An 18,167-nucleotide genomic window follows, 5' to 3' on the forward strand; every position below is an offset into this window, starting at 1 on the left:
GCCAGTGCGCGGGTTGGGCCGTCCCGCCCCAGGGCTTAGACTGCCCGACCCTTTCGCCAACGAGTTTCGCTGCGATGTCCGATCTCACACCCGACGCCATCCGTGCCGCCCTGCAGGATCACCTTGATCCGGTGATCGGCAAGAGTCTGCTGGAGGCCGAGGTGATACGCGAGGTGCAGGTTCGCAACGGCATCGCGCAGGTGCAGATCGAACTGGGCTTTCCGGCGGCGGGTTATCGCGAGCAATTGGGCGAATCCATCCGCGGCACCTTGCGCACCAAGCTAGGGGTAGAGGCGCAGGTACAGGTTGGCTGGAGCATTCGCAGCCAGTCGGTGCAGGGTCAGTTGCAGCCCATCGCGGGCGTCAGGAACGTGATCGCGGTGGCCTCCGGCAAGGGCGGCGTGGGGAAGTCCACCGTGTCCGTCAATCTGGCGCTGGCGCTGCTGGCGGAAGGCGCCCGCGTCGGCATTCTGGATGCGGACATTTATGGGCCTAGCCAGCCGCGCATGCTGGGGACCACCGAAAAGCCGCGTTCGCCGGACGGCAAGGTCATGCTGCCGATCGAAGCGCTGGGCCTGCAGGCAATGAGCATCGGCTTTCTGATCGACGAGGATCAGCCGATGATCTGGCGCGGCCCGATGGCCACGCAGGGCTTGATGCAACTGGTGTTCGAAACCCGCTGGCAGGATCTGGACTATCTCATCGTGGACCTGCCGCCGGGCACCGGCGACATTCAGCTCACCCTGTCGCAGCGCATACCCGTGTCCGGCGCGGTGGTGGTGACCACGCCGCAGGACATCGCCCTCATCGACGCCAGGAAAGGCCTGCAGATGTTTCGCAAGGTCGAAGTGCCGATCCTGGGGCTGGTGGAGAACATGAGTTTCTTCTGCTGCCCCAACTGCGGGCATCGCAGCGAAATTTTCGGTGCCGGTGGCGGCGACCGCATGAGCGAGCAGTACGGTGTGGAGGTGCTGGGACGCATCCCGCTGGACGGCCGTATCCGCGAACAGGCCGACGGCGGCAGGCCCACGGTGGCGGCCGAACCGGAGTCGCAGATGTCGGCGATCTATCGTGACATCGCACGCCGCGCAGCAGCGCGTCTGGCCCATGGCGGGCTGGGCGAGGACTTCCCGCAGATCAGCATCGCTGACGACTGAGAAGGCGTTGCCGGGTTGAGGTGGGATGCGCACTGCGGTGGCACCTTGAAGCCACCGGCGCGTGGTTCAAGCTGCAACTGCAGGCGCATCCCACCGCCCGTCAAATCGTCAGGCGCTCAGTCGAACAAGGTGCACAGATTGGCCAGTTCGTCGCGCGTGTAGGTCTGCGTGCCGCCGGCAGTAGAGACCGTGACCGAGCCGCTGGAGAAGGTGTAGGTCGCGTTGCCTGCCCCGCTGCTGATGGTCATCTGGCCGGACAGGATGTCGCCCTCGCCATTGGTCACCAGCGGCGTCGGCGTGGCGATGGTTCCGCTGCCGCTGCCACAGGGACTGGACACCTGATACGGGCCGCTGAAGGCGATGCTGCCGCGTTCGCCCTGCGCGTCGAACGCGATCTGGAAGGTGTACGGCGTCGACGCATTGCCCAGGCGGTAATCCGCGCGCGGTGCGTCCGGTCGCGCGAGATTGATGCTGGCACCTTCGAAGCGGCCGGTGCCGGTCGCTTCGGTGGGTTGGAAGGTGGTGGCCGACAAGGTGGTGTCGAGTTCGAACTCGCCGAGCAGCAAGGTGCGGAAGCGCTCGTCGGCCGGGGCCAGGGTCTCGACCAGATAGGTCTCGTCGCCGACGCCAAAGGCGATGTCCAGCGATAGCTGTGACGGGATCGGAAAGCCGACGACGCTGCTGGTCGATTGGATGGTGCCGTCGAACAGGGTGCTCAGGCCGCCGCCTTCGATCACGCACTGGTTGTACACCGAGGTGTTGGTGGTGGGAGCAGGGGGCATGCCGACGCTGGTGCTGTCGACGCTGCCGCCGCCGGCGCAGCTCATGACCGCCTTGGCGGACGCCGAGGAGGCGCCTGCCGATGCGGCGCTGCTTTCGTCGCCTTGATCGGACGCGGTCTCGCTGGCGACCAGAACGGTCGCCACGTATTGCGCCGCCTTGGCCGGCGTGGACAGGTCCACGGTCGCCTGCGCCTCAGCGCCCAGAACCACGTTGCGCTCGTCAGCCGGCGTGGGGCTGGGCGCCGGGTCTGGAGTGGGCGTCGGACTCGGTGTGGGATCGGGCGTCGGTGTTGGCGTCGGGTCTGGGGTGGGACTCGGGGTCGGATCCGGCGTGGGCGTCGGGTCGGGTGTGGGCGTCGGCGTGGGGTCCGGCGTAGGGCTCGGCGTGGGGTCCGGGATCGGGGTTGGAGTGGGTGTCGGCGTCGGGTCCGGCGTTGGTGCGGGCGTCGGGTCCGGCGTCGGCGCGGGAGTTGGATCCGGCGAGGGGCTTGGGGTGGTCGGAGTCGGGCTGGGGCTGGGCGCCGCACTGCCATCCGACCCGTTGCTGGAGCCGCCGCAGGCGGCCAGCGCCGAACTCAGCACCGTCACCATCAGGGCGCCCTGCAGGCTTTTGCCTGCACCGGCACTCATCGATTTGAATCGCATCTGATCTCCCACGCGTTGGTCAAAGGGTTTGCGCGCGTCCTGCGCGCGTGCGCGCCAATCCGCGGACAACCGGTATGGCTGCCCGCAGTGTGCGCAGCGAAGGCAGGGGCGGGTATCCCGTGAACGTGGGGGATACAGCGGCTTTCGCCGCAATCAGAGGCGCTTGTGGATCCAGCCGTTGACGGTGAAGCGGCCGTCGGCGAACAGCCGGCTCGGACACGCGACCGGGGTGACCTCGTGCTGGTAGCGCGACATGAAGAACACGATGCGATTATCCAGCGGCTCCACCAGGCGGTCGCTGGGGGCGGCCACGTAGTAGCCGTTGCGAACCACCGTATCGAAGACCCGCAGCGCGCCGCCCTGGTAGGCCTTGGGCTGCCGATTGAAGTAATAGACGAAGGTCAGTTCGCGCTTGGCGGTGTCTGCGCTGCCGTTGTCGTTATGCACCTTGTAGTAGTCGCCGTCGTTGTGCGACGTCATCTGCGCCTCGACGGTTTCGCCCAGCGCGGCGCAAGGCAGCGCGGCGGCAATCTGCGGCAGCATCGCGCGGATGCGGGTGCGGAACAGCTCGGCAAACTCCGGAAACTCGTGCAACACCACCGACTGACGGTAGCTGCGGTCGTTAGTTGAGGTGGATGTCTCGACGAATCGTTTCTCGTTGGCCAGCGCGTAGGCGATCAGACGCCGATGCTGGTCGGCCGGCAGGAAGTTGTCGTGGATGAGGATCTTCGACGCTTCGACCTCGGCGCCCGCTGCGGATACGGTCGGCGCCGAAGCGGGCGCAGCTACCGCGTCGGGTTCCACCTGGAGGGGCGGCTGGGTGGTAAACGCGATCACCCGATCGCTGCGCACGCACAACATGGCAGCGCCGGCATCCACCGGAATCTGCAGCAGGCGCGTGACACCATCGTGCAAGGTGAGTTGCTGCAGCAGGGTGTCGAGGCCGGGGTCGTCCAGCCGCGTCACCACCTGCTGGCGATGTCCGCCATCCAGCAGCAGCGTCAGGGTCACCGTGGTGTGGTCTTCATCCTGCGAAGATGCTTGCGCGGCTGCGGCCAGTGCGCGGTCTTGCCCATCCACCTGAGACGTTCCTCTGACGATTGTTGATGCGACATGATGCATGATCGGCGCTTGTGGTTGCTGCTGTTGCTGGCCGCTTTTGGAGGCTGGCAGTGGTGGCAGGGCCGGCCCGTGGAACAACCTCCTGGCGAGCGGGTCGCGAGTGTGCCGGCGCAATCACCGAGTGCAGCCAGCGCCATCGTGCATGGCGGTTACGAGCTGCAGCGCCGCGCGCACTACGACATCACTGCGCGCCTGCTGAGTCGGCGCGCGTACAGGTTCGGCCGCGAAGCAGCGCTGTCGCCGGTGGATTTCGCGCTGGGCTGGGGCGTCATGTCGCGCACCGAAGTGCTGGATGCGATGCAGATCCGCCAGTCCGGCCGTTACTTCAGCCTGCGCTGGCAGACACCGCCGGCACCCCCGCAGGAAATACTCGACTCCGCCGCCAACATGCACCTGATCCCCGCCGACGCGAGCGTGGCACGCAGTCTGGATAGAATGCGCCCCGGCCAGGTGGTGCGGCTGCAGGGGCTGCTGGTGGACGCCATCGGCGCAGACGGTTGGCGCTGGTCCACCTCGCTCACACGAAGCGACCGCGGGCGGGGCGCCTGCGAACTGATGTACGTGCAATCTGCCGCAATCATTCCGTAACGGAAACCTTCACGCTGCAAGGATCTCGATGAGCATCAAGTCTGACCATTGGATACGCCGGATGGCCGAGCAGGGCATGATCGAGCCCTTCGAGCCTGGTCAGGTACGCACCGCGGCGGACGGCCATCGCATCGTCAGCTACGGCACCAGCAGCTACGGCTACGACGTGCGCTGCGCCGACGAATTCAAGATCTTCACCAACATCAACTCCACCATCGTCGATCCCAAGGCCTTCGATTCCGGCAGCTTCGTGGACTTCAAGGGGCCGTGCTGCGTCATTCCGCCCAACTCGTTTGCGCTGGCGCGCACGGTGGAATATTTCCGCATCCCGCGCAGCGTGCTCACCATCTGCCTGGGCAAGAGCACCTACGCGCGCTGCGGCATCATCGTCAACGTCACCCCGCTGGAGCCGGAGTGGGAAGGTCACGTCACCCTGGAGTTCTCCAACACCACGCCGCTGCCCGCGAAGATCTACGCCAACGAAGGCATTGCGCAGATGCTGTTCCTGGAATCCGACGAGGTCTGCGGGACCAGCTATAAGGATCGCGGCGGCAAGTATCAGGGTCAGAGAGGCGTGACCTTGCCCAAGACCTGAATCTAAAAACGGCGATTAGCCACGGATTTCACGGATAAACACCGATCAAAACATAAATCGGCTGGCAATCTTTGCTTCAGCGTTAGGGTGCCTTGATCGGCGCTGGCGAGTCGCTGATTTTCGATCTGTGTCATCCGTGAAATCCGTGGCAAGTGCTTTTTCCACACTGTAGCGTTCACGACGGTCTGCGCCGCGAGCCGCGATCTCGTCGCTCGCCTTGCCGTCGATCCCTCGCGCTGCGAATTGCAGCTTCTGGCCGGAGTCAGTCCCGTTCTGCCGTAGCGGGCGCTGGCGGCTCGTCCCGACGCGCAGCAGGATCGGGCTTGCGGCGCACGTCCAGCGAGCGCACCGCCAGTTCGTCGCGGTCGTCGTCAGGCTCCCAGTGCAGATCGACGTCCACTTTCACGGGTCGCTTCGGCGCCGGCAGCAGCAGTTTGGTGGTCAGCGGATAGGTGCCCTGAACCCGGATCTCGCGTTCCTCCAGCAGATCGCCATTGCCGCCATCGAGCATCACCACGCGCAGGTTGCCTTCGCGTAGAGTGCTTTCATCTTCTGGCAGAGCCTGGGCTTCCACCGTCACCTCCAGCACGTCGCCATCGGTGATCGGCATTTTTTGACCGCCGAGATACGCGCGGCGGCGGGTGATGGTGCCGGGCGCGACGCGGTATCGGTCGACGGTTGCCACGCCGACATCCCTGATCAGCGACGCTTCACCGACGATCCGGTTGCGCGCCGACAGGCCCAGGCGAGCGGTCGTGTCGGCCGCCACCAAGGTCCCGAACATGCGCTTCGGGTCGAAATGCCATGTCTGGCAACGCAACAGGGTTTCGTCGCAAGCAACCAGCTCGCCATGGTCGTAGAGAAAATAGGAGCGCGCGCTGTAGGTGTCGCCGAACAGCAGCCCCCGGGGTCGACGATGCGGGTTGTGCAGCATGCTGCTGCCGATCATGTTGCTGACATCGTCCAGCCCCAGCAGATCCAGCACGGTGACGGCAACGTCCATGTGCGCCACCAGGGTTTCGGCCGGCGCCAGCTGCGGCCATTGACCCTTGCCGGGCATGCGCAGCGCCATCATCCCGAAATTGTTCGGCAGCATTTCGCGCAGGTTGCCTTCCTGCTGAAAGCCGCCAGCCTCGTCCGAGCTGACGATGACCAGTGTGTTGTCGAGGACACCTTCCTGTTGCAGCTTGCGCAGCAGTTCGGCCAGGGCCTGGGTCAGCAACTCGAACGCCCGGGTGCGGCGAATCAGGACCGCATCAGGCCCGGTGTCCACCTCGTCATGGGTGAACGGGTGGTGGGTGGCAACGTTGAGCAGCGTGGCGAACCAGGGCCGATTACCAGCCTGCAGTGCGCGGATCTGCTCGAAGGCCGCGCCCAGGAACACGCCGTCATCGGCTCCCCAGCCTTCCGACGGAACCCCGAGCGCATCCAGTTCGGCGCGCCCGACCACCTCCTCGAATCCCGCCAGTGGCATGAACACGTCCTTGTCCATGAACGACAACGGCGCGGCCTGAACGTAGGCGGTCCGATAGCCGGCGTCCTTCAGCACGCGCGGCAGGCATTCGATCGGGGCGCCGGCGCTGGCGACCAGCGTCATTTTCGGCACGCTGGTGGTGATCCGGGGATAGTCGCCGCACAGGGCCGAATAAGTGCCGCGGTGGGTCTGCCGTTGCATGGACACGGCATTGGGGAACACCTGGAAACCGTACTGCTGTAATTGCCGGTCCAGTTCGGGCAGCGCCAGATCCGGTGCCAGGCCGTGGTGCCTCGCCACCGACGGCAGGTAGGCGCCGGACAGGCCCTCGACCAGGATCAGCAGCACGTTCGGGCGTGCCGAACGAGCCTGGCCGGACTGATCGCGCAGAAAGAACACCGGGTCGGTTTCCGCATCCGGCACCACCAGAATGCTTTCCTCATCGCGAGCGGACGCGCGCCAGAAAGCGCCGGGAATCTGCACGGCAGTCGCTAGCAACGGGTTGTTGCTCGGGTGCGTCGGGCTCGGTGTCAGCAGGTAGTAACCGGCGAGCAGGCCGAGCAGCAGGACTGCGGTCGGCCGGCGCCGCAACTTCGAGGGTTGCAAGGACGATGGGACGCTGCGCGTCAGTGCAAACAGCCATCCCGACGCGACCGTCAGGTACAGCGGAAAGTAGCCGAAGAAATGCCATGACAGGGTCGATGACAGAAACTCGCCATCCAGCGCCTGGATGAAGTGGGCCAGTCGAAAGAAGCTGCCGTGAATTTCCGCATGCGTGCCGGCCAGGTGATACACCAGCGCGATCAGGGGCGCGTAGACGACGATCGGCCAGGGGCTGGGCAGCGCGACCGGTCGGAGCAGGACCAGGGCCAGTGCGGTCATGGCGTCGGCCAGCAGTATCAGGGCCGGCTGTTGGGCCGGCACCGAGCTCTGGGCCAGCAGCAGCGCCCGCATCAGCAGCAGCCCTGCGAACGCAACCGCCCAGGGCCGCAACAGCACTGCAGCCCGATCGATCACCGTGCGTTTCCGATCGACATCCACCCAGCCATCCTTCGATTCCTCCAGTTCGGTACGGTCTTGATTCCGGTATTCAGGCTCGCCCGTTTGCGGGCGTCAGCGTTATGGACACCGCAAAGAGGGAATTTTCCGAGCGGCGCGCCAAGGCGGCAAGATCGGTGACGCCGGGCGGGCGATCACCCGGCCCAGATTGACTTGATCCGGCAACCCGACAACGTCGACGCTCCCCGGATCGATATCGGGAACGCCCACGGAACTCATGCCGGGGCCGGCCACTCGCCAACGGATGTTGATGCGGTGAAGCTGAACCCCGGCCCCTGCGCGCGCCGGTTCGCACCAGCCGGCGCCCAGTCGCCGTCCCGATCGCTGAGCGCAGCGCGGCTACGTACGACGCCCTGGTGACGGCCCTGCCGGTTCAGCTTGCATGCCGGCAGACGCCATTTCGACGCGCTAACCTTAGGCTTAATTCACGTGTGCGAGAGATTCAGCCATGAGCACCAACAAGCAGATATGGCGACCCGCGTTTGCGGCGTTCCTGATTGCCTTGGGCGTTGCCGGGTGCGCAAGCAATCGCGTCATCGTCGACACCAAGGGTGTCGACATGAGCCGCTACGATCAGGACTACGCCGAGTGCCAGACCTACGCGGGACAGGTCAACACCGGTGGGCAGGTCGCCAAGAGTGCCGGTTTTGGCGCAGCGGTCGGCGCCGCGCTGGGCGCGATCTTCGGCAACAGCAGCGACGTGGCGCGTGGCGCCGGCGCTGGCGGCGTGGTCGGCGGTGCCAAGGGCGCGGTGCGCGGCGATAGCGAGAAAGGTCAGGTGCTGCGTAATTGTCTGCGTGGGCGCGGATATCGGGTGCTGAACTAGCCGAGCGACAGGGTCAGGCGTTTCCGGTTGCGACCTGAGCGTCGGAAAAAGTCGCCATCTCGCCATGCAGTGCGCAGGCCAGGCGCAGCAGCGGCACGGCGATGGCAGCACCGCTGCCTTCTCCCAGGCGCAGGTCCAGGTCGAGCAGGGGTCGCGCGTCCAGCGCCGCGAGCACAGAACGGTGTCCGGGCTCGGCAGAGCGGTGCGAATGGATCAGCCAGTCGCCGACGCGCTCGACGAGTCGGGTCGCGACCAGTGCCGACACGCCGACAATGTAACCGTCCACCAGCACCGGCAATCGACGCTGCGCGGCGGCGATCAGCGCGCCCGTCAGGGCGGCGATCTCAAAGCCGCCGAGTCGGCGCAGGGCTTCCAGCGGCGTGGTGCAGGCAGGGCCGTGCAAGCGCAACGCGGTTTCGATCACCCGGGTCTTGTGCGCGACGCCGGACGCGTCCAGACCGGTACCGGGGCCGGTCAGTTGGGCCGGCGCCAAGTTCAATAGCTGGCAGGTCAGCGCGGTGGCCGCGGTGGTGTTGGCGATGCCCATCTCGCCGCCGATGAAAAGCTGCGCGCCGGCGACCGTCGCGCGCTCGACGGCGTTGCGACCGCTGGCCAGACCACGTTGCAGTTGCACCATGCTCATGGCGGGCTGTTGCGCAAGGTTGGCGGTGGCGGGCGCGATGTGCTCGCGGCGCACGATGTCTCCACCGCGCGACGGCGCCACGGTGCCGAGGTCGATCACTTCCAGACTCGCGCCGAGTTGGCGCGCCAGCACGTTGATGGCACCGCCGCCGGCAGCGAAGTTATCGATCATCTGCGCCGTCACCGCCTGCGGAAACGCGGAGACGTTTTCAGCCGCGACGCCGTGGTCGGCGGCGAACACGCTGATGTGCACATGATCGAGTCGCGGGCAGGCGCGGCCTTGCAGGCCGGCCAGACGGATCGCCAGCGTCTCCAGCGCACCCAGCGATCCGGCTGGCTTGGTCAGCTGGGCCTGGCGTCGCCGCGCGGCTTGCATCGCGGCGGCGTCGGGTGCGGCGACTGCGTGCTGCCACCAGGCGGCTGCCGCGCTCACCGCTGCACACCCTTGAGGACCTGCGCCAGTCCCGCCACGGTGAAGATCACCTGCTCGCAACGTTCCGCCAGCCGCTGGTGCAGTTCGCCGGCCTCATCCACGAACTGGCGGCTCAGGGCGCCCAGCGGCACCACCCCCAGGCCGGTTTCGTTGCCGACCAGAATCAGCGTGCCGGGCAGCCGCGGCAGCGTTTCGACCAGCTCGTCGACTTGTCCGCGCAGGAGCGCCGGGTCTGCGCTGCACAGCAGGTTGGTGAGCCACAGCGTCAGGCAGTCCACGATCACGCAGTGTTGCGGCGCGCAATTCTCACGCAAGCGGCGGGCAAGCTGGGTGGGTTCCTCCACGGTGTGCCAGTTCGCTGGACGGCGGCTTCGATGCTGAGCGATGCGCTGCTGCATCTCGGCATCGTCACCCGCGGTTGCTGTGGCGACGTAGGTCACCGGCAAGCCGCTGTCGCTGGCGATGCGCTCCGCCAGGCGGCTCTTGCCCGAGCGCACGCCGCCCAGAATCAGGATGGAAGCTGCGGTCATGTCGTTTCCCGTGGTTGCAGCAGCCCGATCACCGCGTCGAGATCCAGGTGCTGTTCCAACGTATCGGCAAGACGGTCCAGCGCGGCCTCGCGCTGCGCCGCCACATCCAGGGTCTGGACCTGGCGCAGGCCGGCCCATTGCAGTACCGCGCTCAGGGCTTGCGGGGTGTCGAACAGACCGTGCACGTAGCTGCCGAAGATGGCGCCGTCGACGGACACCGCGCCATCGTCGCGGTCCTGCAGTCGCAGCGCCGGCCGCGCCAGCGCCGGGCCACTGCTGACCCCGCAGTGAATCTCGTAACCCTCGACGGGCACGCCCGGGCTCGACAGCAGCAGGTGGCCGCTGACCGTGCGCAATTGCTTGTGCGGCCGCAGCTCGGTGTACAGGTCCAGCCAGCCGAAACCTTCGCTGTCGCCGGGTCTTCCCTCGATGCCCTGCGGATCGGACAGCGTCCGACCCAGCATCTGCAGCCCTCCGCAGACGCCGATGAGCTTGCCGCCGTAGCGCAGATGCCGTTGCAGATAAGCCTCCCAACCCTGTGCGCGCAGATGGGCCAGATCGGCGCGCGCCGATTTCGAGCCGGGCAGGATCACCAGGTCGGCGGGTGGCGGTGTCTGGCCAGGGCCGACAAAGTGGAAGTCGACCTGCGGGTGGCGGCGCAGCGCATCGAAGTCGGTGTGGTTGCTGATGCGCGGCAACACCGGCACCACCACCTTCAGTTCGCCGTGCTGCGCCGGCACGTCGCGGGCAATGGCGTCTTCGGCGTCCAGATGCAGGCTGTGAAGATAGGGCAGCACGCCCAGCACCGGCGTGCCGGTGCGGTCTTCCAGCCAGCGCAGGCCGGGCTCCAGCAGGGCGATGTCGCCGCGAAAGCGGTTGATGACAAAGCCGCGCACGCGGGCCCGTTCACTGGCGCTGAGCAGCGCCAGGGTGCCGACCAGATGGGCGAACACGCCGCCGCGGTCGATATCCGCGATCAGGACCACCGGGCAGTCCACTGCCTCGGCAAATCCCATGTTGGCAATGTCGTGAGCGCGCAGGTTGATCTCCGCCGGCGAACCGGCGCCCTCCACGACGATGGCCTGGTAGCGCGCACACAGCCGCGCGTGCGAGGCCAGCACCGCCTGCATCGCCACGCGCTTGTAGTCGTGGTAGCCGCGCGCATCGAGATCGGTCACCGCCCGGCCGTGGACAATGACCTGGGCGCCGATGTCGGAGTTGGGCTTGAGCAGCACCGGATTCATGTCGGTGGTGGGTGCGATGCCCGCCGCCTGTGCCTGCAGCGCCTGCGCCCGACCGATCTCGCCGCCGTCTGCCGTCACCGCCGAATTGAGCGCCATGTTCTGCGGCTTGAACGGCGCCACCGCGACGCCGCGACGCTTGAGCACGCGGCACAGGCCGGCGACCAGGGTGGTCTTGCCGGCATCGGAGGTGGTGCCCTGGACCATCAGGGTGGCGGACGTCATGGCGGGGCCTGCAGATAGGAGCCTGCCAGTGTGCGCCGGGCGCCTCGATCAGTTGCGGGGTTCATCTGCAGTGCACCTGCACAGAGGCGAGCCCGGCTTCCAGCCGCTGCCAGTCCGCCTCCGGGCCCGGTAGCCCGAAGCGCAAGCCGGCCGGATCGCGGTAGCGGCGTACGAGAATGCCCTGCGCCGCCAGCGCCTCCTGCAGTTGCTCAGCGCGCTCGCTGCGCACCCACTGGAACAGCGCGCAGGCGCCGTCTGGTTGCAGCCCGGCGCGCTGCAGCAGAGCGCGCAACAATTGGCTGGCGGCATGCAGGCGTCGGCGCTGATCGCGCTGCCACAAGCGGTCTTGCAGCGCGCGACAGGCGATTTCGCGGCTCGGCCCGGCGAGCGCCCAGGGGCCCAGGTGCTCGCGCAGGTGTGTCTGCAGCCGTGCTTCGCACAACACGAAGCCCACCCGGGCGCCGGCCAGGCCAAAGAATTTTCCCAACGAGCGCAGCACCACCAGACCCGGCCGCGTGCTGCAGTCGGCCAGGCTCAGTTCGGGTTCGGCGTCGACAAAGGCCTCGTCCACCACCAGCCAGCCGCCGCGTGCCTGCAGGCGTTCATGCCAGGCCAGCAGAGTGTGGCGCGCGTAGCGCCGGCCATCGGGATTGTTGGGGTTGACCACCACCATCACGTCCAGCGATTCAAGCGGCGGATGTTGCAGGCCGGAGGGCAGCGTCACCAGCGTATGTCCGGCACCTCGCCAGCGTTCCGCGTGCTCGGCGTAGGAAGGATGAAAGAGGCCGACCCGACCCGGCGCACGCAGCAGCGGCAAGGCCTGCAGTGCGGCCTGCGAGCCGGCCACCGGCAAGGCCGGCGCGCCGTAGCAGGTGCGAGCGGCGGCGTGCAGGCCGTCTTCTTCCTCCGGCAGTCGCGTCCAGCTCTCGCGACTCGGTGGTGGCGCCTGCGGGTCCAGCCATGACCAGGGACTGATGCCGGTCGACAGGTCCAGCCAATCGGTCGCCGCAATGCCGTAGCGTCGCGCCGCCGCGGTCCGGTTGCCGCCATGCTCAAGCATCGATCACCACCGCAAGACCCAAGGAGATGAGCCACAACGCGGCGAGCCACAACAGCAGGCCGTGCGACACCAGACGCAGGCTGCGTTCGATGTCGGCGATGCCGGGCTCGGCCCCCATGCCCAGCGCAGGGCGCGTCTTGGAAATGCCGTGATAAGTGGCAGTGCCGCCGAGCCGAATCTGCAGCGCGCCGGCGCCGGCGGCCATCACCGGGCCGCCGTTGGGGCTGTCCCATAACGGCGCTTGCGAGCGCCAGCAGTGCCACGCGCTGCGGCTCGAACCCAGCAGGGCGTAGCTCAGTGCCGTCAGCCGTGCGGGCATCCAGTTGAGCCCATCGTCCAGTCTCGCCGCCGCCCAGCCGAAATGTTGGTAACGCGGCGTGCGATAGCCCCACATGGCGTCCAGTGTGTTCACCAGCCGATAGGCCAGCGCGCCCGGCGCACCGGCGACCGCAAACCAGAACAAGGCGCCGAAGACTGCGTCGGATCCGTTCTCCAGCACCGACTCGACGGTGGCGGCAACGATGCGCGGGCCGTCCATTTCGCCGGTGTCACGGCTGACCATGTCACCGACGCGACGACACGCCAGCGGCAGGTCGGCGAGGCGCAAGGCGGATCGCACGGCGCCCGCGTGTTCGCGCAGGCTGCGATGGCCGAGGACGAAGCAGAGCACGGCAATCTCGATGGCCGCGACCACCGCCGGCATCTCGCCCAGCAGCGCCAGCAGGGCGGCGCACAGCGCGGTCGGCGGGATCACCGCGAGCATCAGCGCGAGCACGCCGCGCAGGGTCGCGGTGCGATCTGTGCCACCGTGCAGCGCGCGCTCGATGTGCTGCGCAGTGCGCCCAAAGCCCACCAGCGGATGCGCGCGTCGCGGTTCGCCCAAGAGCAGATCCGCGAGGACCGCAAGGGTGGCGATCAGCGCGATCACTTCAGCTCAAACCTGCCGCACTGTTCGCAGTCCGCATGCGCGATGGCTGCGTCACGGCAGGAACAGCCGCGCCGCGGCCAGCGGATTGGAGGCGAAGTAGAAATGGATGTACGAGGCGCTCAGCGCGCCGACGCGATAGACCGCTTCTGCGGTGGGACCCGCGTTGGGATTGCGGCCCAGGGATGTCGGCTGCAGCGACGTTTGCAGGCGCGAATAGTGAAAGCTGTGTCCGCGCAACTCGCCGCTGTCGGTGTCGATGGCCTGCAGGCCCAGCGCCTGAAAGCGCGGCTGCATGCGCGTGTGTCCCGGCAGCAGGCCGGCCATCGCGTGAGTGTCGCCGTTGCCGTCGGTAAGGGTTTCGAACAGGCTCATCATGCCACCGCATTCAGCCAGCAGCGGCTTGCCCGCCTGGTGATGCGCGCGCAACGCCGCGTGCATCGCGGTGTTGGCCGCCAGTGCGGCAGCGTGCAACTCGGGATAGCCCCCGGTGAGATACACCGCGTCCACCGCCGGCAGCGCGGTATCGCGCAAGGGCGAGAAGAATTCGATCTGCGCACCCAGCGCGCGCAGGCAATCGAGGTTGGCTGCGTAAAGGAACGAGAACGCGGCGTCACGTGACACTGCGATGCGCCGGCCCGCCAGCAACTCGGGGATGGGTGTGATCGCCACGGCCGGGAACGGCACGCGCGGGATTGCCTGCAGGTCCACCGCGTCGCCAAGGGCAGCGGCAGCCGCATCGATGCGCGTGTCGAGATCGGCGATCTCCGCTGCCTGGACCAGCCCGAGGTGACGCTCCGGCAGCGCCTGCGCCGAATCGCGCGACAGCGCGCCCAGCCAGTGCAGGGGCGCCGGCAGACTTTGCGCCAGCATCTGCGCGTGGCGTGCGCTGCCGACACGATTGGCGACCACGCCGTGAAAGGGCAGTTCGGGCTGATAAGTCGACAGGCCCAGCGCCAGAGCGCCGAAGGTCTGCGCCATCGCCGAGCCGTCGATCACCGCGAGCACCGGCACCCCGAAGCGCTGCGCAAGGTCGGCGCTGGACGGGTCGCCGTCATACAGGCCCATGACGCCTTCGATGAGAATCAGGTCCGAGGCCTGCGCCGCTTCGGACAGCAGCCGTTGGCAATCCTGCTCGCCGACCATCCACAGGTCGAGCTGCTGCACCGGCGCGCCGCTGGCCTGCTGCAGGATCATCGGATCGATGAAGTCCGGTCCGACCTTGAACACGCGCACCCGCAGGCCGGCCTGTCGCGCGCGGCGGGCCAGTGCCGCGGTGACGGTGGTCTTGCCCTGGCCCGAAGCGGGTGCCGATACCAGCAGCGCACGGCACTCGGGCGTGCTCACAGTTCGATGCCTTTCTGTGCGCGGATGCCTTGCTCGAACGCATGCTTGACCCCATTCATCTCGGTCACCGTGTCGGCCGCCGCGACGATCTCGGGCGGCGCGGCGCGACCGGTGACCACCACGTGCTGCAGCGGCGGCCGCGCGCGCAGATCGTCCACCACGCGGAGGACGTCCAGATAGCGATGCTTGAGTGCGATGTTGAGCTCGTCCAGCACCACCAGTTCATAGCGACGGTCGGACAGCATGCGGCGCGCCACCTCCCAGGCCGCTGCGGCCGCACGCACATCGCGTTCGCGGTCCTGGGTTTCCCAGGTGTAGCCCTGGCCCATGACGTGGTAGTCCAGCTCATCGGGAAAGCGGCGGAAGAAGGCTTCTTCGCCGGTGGCGAATCGACCCTTGATGAACTGCACCACGCCGACTTTCATACCGTGACCCAGCGCGCGCGCCACCATGCCGAAGGCGGACGAACTCTTGCCCTTGCCATTGCCGGTGAGCACCAGCAGCACCCCGCGCTCGCGATCAGCCGCGGCAATCCGGCCGTCGACGACCACCTTCTTGCGCTGCATGCGCAGGCGGTGGCGGGCATCGCGTTCGCGATCGGCCACCGACTCGCTCATGGGCGATGCGACGCCGCGGCGGCCGCGCCGAACCTGAATTGCGCGGCGTAGATGGCAGCGGCCACACCGACATACAGGCTCAGGGTGCCAAGGTACCGCGGCAGGTATTCGACGATGCGCGGCACAAAGCCCGACCAGGTCGGATCGGCCTCGCGGCCCGAGAAGAAATAGAAGCCGCCGCCGGAAAACAGATAACAGACCACGGCGCCACCCGCCACGCTCAGCGCCAGCGGCAGCACGGTGGCGGGCACATCGCGATGCCAGCGCGCATACAACTGGCCGGCCATCCACAGCGAGCCATAGGCCGGAATCAGCGCCGCGTAGGCGGGCGTGAAGCAGTGATCGCTGACGCCGGCCCAGCCGATGGCAGAGACATCCAGGCTGAAGGCCAGCAGGAACAGGGCGGGGAAGACCCAGGCCGGTCGCAGCACCGCACCGGCGAGGAAGAACACCGCCCACGACGCGCTGGGGATGGCGTCGACGCTGGCGAAGTGCTGTCCGCGCGTAAGGATCATCAGTGCCGCAAGCAGGCCCAGCAGCGCCCATTGGGTCGGGCGGCTCAGGCTGAGCAGGCGGTTGGAGGTTGAATCGGTGGCAAGGTTCTGGAACAGGTTCATGGGGTGGCCTCGGGTGGATCAAGAGCGGGACGGCGTGTAGCGCACGGTGGCCATCACCGATGCGCCATAGGTGGCGTAGGTCGCGGCGGTCTCGTAGTCCTTGTCGAGCACGTTGCGGCCTTCGAGTTGCAACAGCCATTGCGGCAACACCTGCCAGCCCAGTCGCAGGTTGAGCGTGGCGTAGCCGGGCAGGCGCGTGGTGTTGGCGATGTTGTCGTAGCCCCTGGATGCGCCGAACAAGGTCAGACCGGCGCTGAAGCGGCGATGCTCGTAGTCGGCATCCAGGCGTGCGCTGCGTGGGCGCCGGCGCGGCAGGGTGTTGCCGTCGTTGGCGCCGCCGGCGTCATTCTCCGGGCGCAACCAGGTCAGGTAGGTTTGCAGCTTCAGGTCCTGCCAGGTGGTGCCGAGCTGCGCTTCCAGACCTTCGATGCGGGCGCGGTCGATGTTGGCCGGCGCCTCCAGGTCCGCGTCGAAGGCGATGAGATCGTCGACCCGGGTCTGGAACGCGTTCAGCGCCCACGCATACCCGGCCGTGCTGGCCGCCAGGGAGACTTCCACGTGGCGCGCTTCTTCGGGGTCCAGATCGGGGCTGCCGAAATTGGGGAAGTACAGTTCGTTGAAGGTCGGCGCCTTGAACGCGGTGCCGTAGGTGGCCACCGCGCGCAGTCCGTTGGCGAAGCGATAGCCGTACGACGCGCCGCCGGTGGCGTTGCGGCCGAACTGCTCGTTGTCGTCCTCGCGCAGGCTGAGCTGGAGGTCGTGCGCATCGCGGCTGCCCTGGTACACGGCAAACACCCCTCGGTTGTCACGCTCGGTTTCGGCATAGGCGGTGGTGCTGTCGATGCGATCGTTCTGGTAGTCCAGCCCCACGCGCAGTTGGTGCTCCGGATGCATCTGCACGTCGTTCTGCCACGACAGGGTGTCGCGCTGCGTGTCGAACTGGCTGACGAAAACACCGTCGAGAAAATTGTCCGATTCGTCCAGGCTGTGCCCGGCGCTGACACGGCTATGCCAGCGTGCGCTCGGGTCCAGCGAGGCGCTCAGGCCGATCACCTGGTTGCGGGTTTCGCTCTGGTTCTGCGAGCTGCCGTCGTAGTCGTTGTCGCCTTCAGCGTGCAGCAGGCTGGCGGAAACCTCGGCACCGTTTTCGAAGGTGTGCCCGGCGCGCAGCGACCCGGCCAGGTTGCGATAGCCATCGCGGTCGGGCTCGCCCAGGCTGGGCCGCACGTCCACGCCTTCGGTGGTCCGGCCGCTGGCGCTCAGGCTGTACCAGGTATCGCCGCTGCCGCCGCGCAGGCCGGCTTCCATGCGGCTGTCGCCGCGCGAACCGCCGCCCATCGCGAAGGAAGGTGTCTGGTCTTTACGCGAGCCGCGTCGGGTGAAGATCTGGATCACGCCGCCGATGGCCTCGGAGCCGTACAGGCTGGAGCGTGGTCCGCGGACGATCTCGATGCGCTCGATCTGGTCCACCGGAATCTGTTCCAGCGGCGTGCTGCCCGAGGTGGCCGAGCCGACCTTGATGCCGTCGATCAGCACCATCACATGATCGGATTCGGTGCCGCGCAGAAACAGCGAGCCGGACTTTCCCGGGCCGCCGTTGCTGGCGAAATTCACCCCGGGCAGGCCGATCAGCAAATCCGGCAGGTCCTGCGACTGCAGGCGCTCGATGTCATCGCGGGTGATTACGGTCACCGGCGCCAGGGTGTCGGTCAGCGCCTCGGCGCCTCGCGAGGCGGTGACGACGATGTTCTCGGTTGCGGGTGCCGCCGGATGTCGGTCGGCGGCCAGGGGAGCGGATACGGCGGTGCCGGCCAGGCAGGCCAGTGCGATCAGCGTCAAAGGTTTCACGGGTGCATCTCCTCATGCGTCGCCCCACGCGACGTGAATCGGGGTGGAGACGGATCGAGGAGTCGGAGTCCGGACGGAACAGGGCGGTGTCACCAGATGCACGGACCGGGCCTGTCACGTCCGGCATCGCCCACCGCGAGCCATCGGATGTTTCAGGCCGGTCTCCGGACTCGCGAGTGGGATCGGTCAGATCCCGGATGCGGCGCCTTCCCATGCCATGAACAGCGCACAGTGGCGTGATGCCGCGTCCAGCTCGCTTACCGTTGCGGGGGCAGTGTCGGCATTGCGATTCGCATCGAGCGAAGCGCGCACCGACTTCCCGTTTAACCCTGGACGGTTCGCACCACCCAGGACACCTGAAGCGCGTTTACTGTAATGCCGCGTGCGCATTGACGGCAACACGCCGCCGTCCGAATTGGGCGTTCACCGGACCG

At 67.4% G+C, this 18,167-nt stretch carries 16 protein-coding genes and 1 riboswitch; of the genes, 4 read left to right on the forward strand and 12 right to left on the reverse strand.

From position 1 onward, the window contains the following. The first annotated feature begins 74 nt into the window (after window positions 1-74). Window positions 75-1,157: an iron-sulfur cluster carrier protein ApbC gene (gene apbC, locus ACOOHP_RS20580; RefSeq protein WP_420468343.1), complete on the forward strand. Its 1,083-nt coding sequence runs from the start codon at window positions 75-77 to the stop codon at window positions 1,155-1,157. 116 nt (window positions 1,158-1,273) lie between these two features. On the opposite strand, the gene ACOOHP_RS20585 is transcribed toward apbC, so the two are convergent. After that, the gene (locus ACOOHP_RS20585; protein WP_420468344.1) at window positions 1,274-2,584 is read right to left on the reverse strand and encodes a hypothetical protein; all 1,311 of its coding nucleotides are present in this window, start codon (window positions 2,582-2,584) and stop codon (window positions 1,274-1,276) included. A gap of 153 nt (window positions 2,585-2,737) precedes the next feature. Next, a complete protein-coding gene (locus ACOOHP_RS20590) occupies window positions 2,738-3,664 on the reverse strand; it encodes a 2OG-Fe(II) oxygenase (RefSeq protein ID WP_420468345.1) in 927 nt (308 codons plus the stop codon). A 33-nt stretch (window positions 3,665-3,697) separates the two neighbouring features. Here ACOOHP_RS20590 and ACOOHP_RS20595 point away from each other — a divergent pair, with 33 nt between their 5' ends. Both ACOOHP_RS20595 and dcd read left to right on the forward strand, forming a co-directional pair. Further along, window positions 3,698-4,294 (forward strand): hypothetical protein, encoded by a 597-nt coding sequence (locus ACOOHP_RS20595; RefSeq protein WP_420468346.1) that lies wholly within the window; start codon window positions 3,698-3,700, stop codon window positions 4,292-4,294. 28 nt (window positions 4,295-4,322) lie between these two features. Beyond that, window positions 4,323-4,889 carry a dCTP deaminase gene (dcd, locus tag ACOOHP_RS20600; protein WP_420468347.1) on the forward strand — a complete coding sequence of 189 codons (567 nt, stop codon included), beginning with the start codon at window positions 4,323-4,325 and terminating at the stop codon, window positions 4,887-4,889. 262 nt (window positions 4,890-5,151) lie between these two features. On the opposite strand, the gene ACOOHP_RS20605 is transcribed toward dcd, so the two are convergent. Continuing rightward, window positions 5,152-7,404, reverse strand: a complete 2,253-nt coding sequence (locus ACOOHP_RS20605; RefSeq protein ID WP_420468348.1) for an LTA synthase family protein — start codon at window positions 7,402-7,404, stop codon at window positions 5,152-5,154. 466 nt (window positions 7,405-7,870) lie between these two features. Here ACOOHP_RS20605 and ACOOHP_RS20610 point away from each other — a divergent pair, with 466 nt between their 5' ends. Then, the gene (locus ACOOHP_RS20610; protein ID WP_420468349.1) at window positions 7,871-8,248 is read left to right on the forward strand and encodes a glycine zipper family protein; all 378 of its coding nucleotides are present in this window, start codon (window positions 7,871-7,873) and stop codon (window positions 8,246-8,248) included. Between the two features lie 13 nt (window positions 8,249-8,261). Here the strand turns inward: ACOOHP_RS20610 and cobT are convergent, their stop codons facing one another. From cobT to btuB, 9 genes are all read right to left on the reverse strand, one after another. Continuing rightward, entirely contained in the window at window positions 8,262-9,323 is a 1,062-nt protein-coding gene (gene cobT, locus ACOOHP_RS20615) for a nicotinate-nucleotide--dimethylbenzimidazole phosphoribosyltransferase (protein WP_420468350.1), read from the reverse strand. After that, entirely contained in the window at window positions 9,320-9,853 is a 534-nt protein-coding gene (gene cobU, locus ACOOHP_RS20620) for a bifunctional adenosylcobinamide kinase/adenosylcobinamide-phosphate guanylyltransferase (RefSeq protein ID WP_420468351.1), read from the reverse strand. The genes cobT and cobU overlap by 4 nt, the downstream gene beginning before the upstream one ends. Then, window positions 9,850-11,319 carry a cobyric acid synthase gene (locus tag ACOOHP_RS20625; RefSeq protein ID WP_420468352.1) on the reverse strand — a complete coding sequence of 490 codons (1,470 nt, stop codon included), beginning with the start codon at window positions 11,317-11,319 and terminating at the stop codon, window positions 9,850-9,852. The genes cobU and ACOOHP_RS20625 overlap by 4 nt, the downstream gene beginning before the upstream one ends. A 61-nt stretch (window positions 11,320-11,380) precedes the next feature. Further along, entirely contained in the window at window positions 11,381-12,379 is a 999-nt protein-coding gene (gene cobD / locus ACOOHP_RS20630) for a threonine-phosphate decarboxylase CobD (protein ID WP_420468353.1), read from the reverse strand. After that, entirely contained in the window at window positions 12,372-13,307 is a 936-nt protein-coding gene (gene cbiB / locus ACOOHP_RS20635; protein WP_420468354.1) for an adenosylcobinamide-phosphate synthase CbiB, read from the reverse strand. The genes cobD and cbiB overlap by 8 nt, the downstream gene beginning before the upstream one ends. A gap of 51 nt (window positions 13,308-13,358) precedes the next feature. Then, a complete protein-coding gene (locus ACOOHP_RS20640) occupies window positions 13,359-14,651 on the reverse strand; it encodes a cobyrinate a,c-diamide synthase (protein ID WP_420468355.1) in 1,293 nt (430 codons plus the stop codon). Then, window positions 14,648-15,268, reverse strand: a complete 621-nt coding sequence (gene cobO, locus ACOOHP_RS20645; protein WP_420468356.1) for a cob(I)yrinic acid a,c-diamide adenosyltransferase — start codon at window positions 15,266-15,268, stop codon at window positions 14,648-14,650. The genes ACOOHP_RS20640 and cobO overlap by 4 nt, the downstream gene beginning before the upstream one ends. After that, on the reverse strand, window positions 15,265-15,840 hold the full coding sequence (locus ACOOHP_RS20650; protein ID WP_420468762.1) for a hypothetical protein: 576 nt from the start codon (window positions 15,838-15,840) through the stop codon (window positions 15,265-15,267). Before ACOOHP_RS20650 ends, cobO begins: the two co-directional genes overlap by 4 nt. Before the next feature lie 63 nt (window positions 15,841-15,903). After that, a complete protein-coding gene (btuB, locus tag ACOOHP_RS20655) occupies window positions 15,904-17,733 on the reverse strand; it encodes a TonB-dependent vitamin B12 receptor (protein WP_420468357.1) in 1,830 nt (609 codons plus the stop codon). A 137-nt stretch (window positions 17,734-17,870) separates the two neighbouring features. Further along, window positions 17,871-18,108, reverse strand: a riboswitch (cobalamin riboswitch). Window positions 18,109-18,167: the final 59 nt, after the last annotated feature.

This window comes from Panacagrimonas sp. (assembly GCF_965216805.1).
GTDB lineage: Bacteria > Pseudomonadota > Gammaproteobacteria > Nevskiales > Nevskiaceae > Panacagrimonas.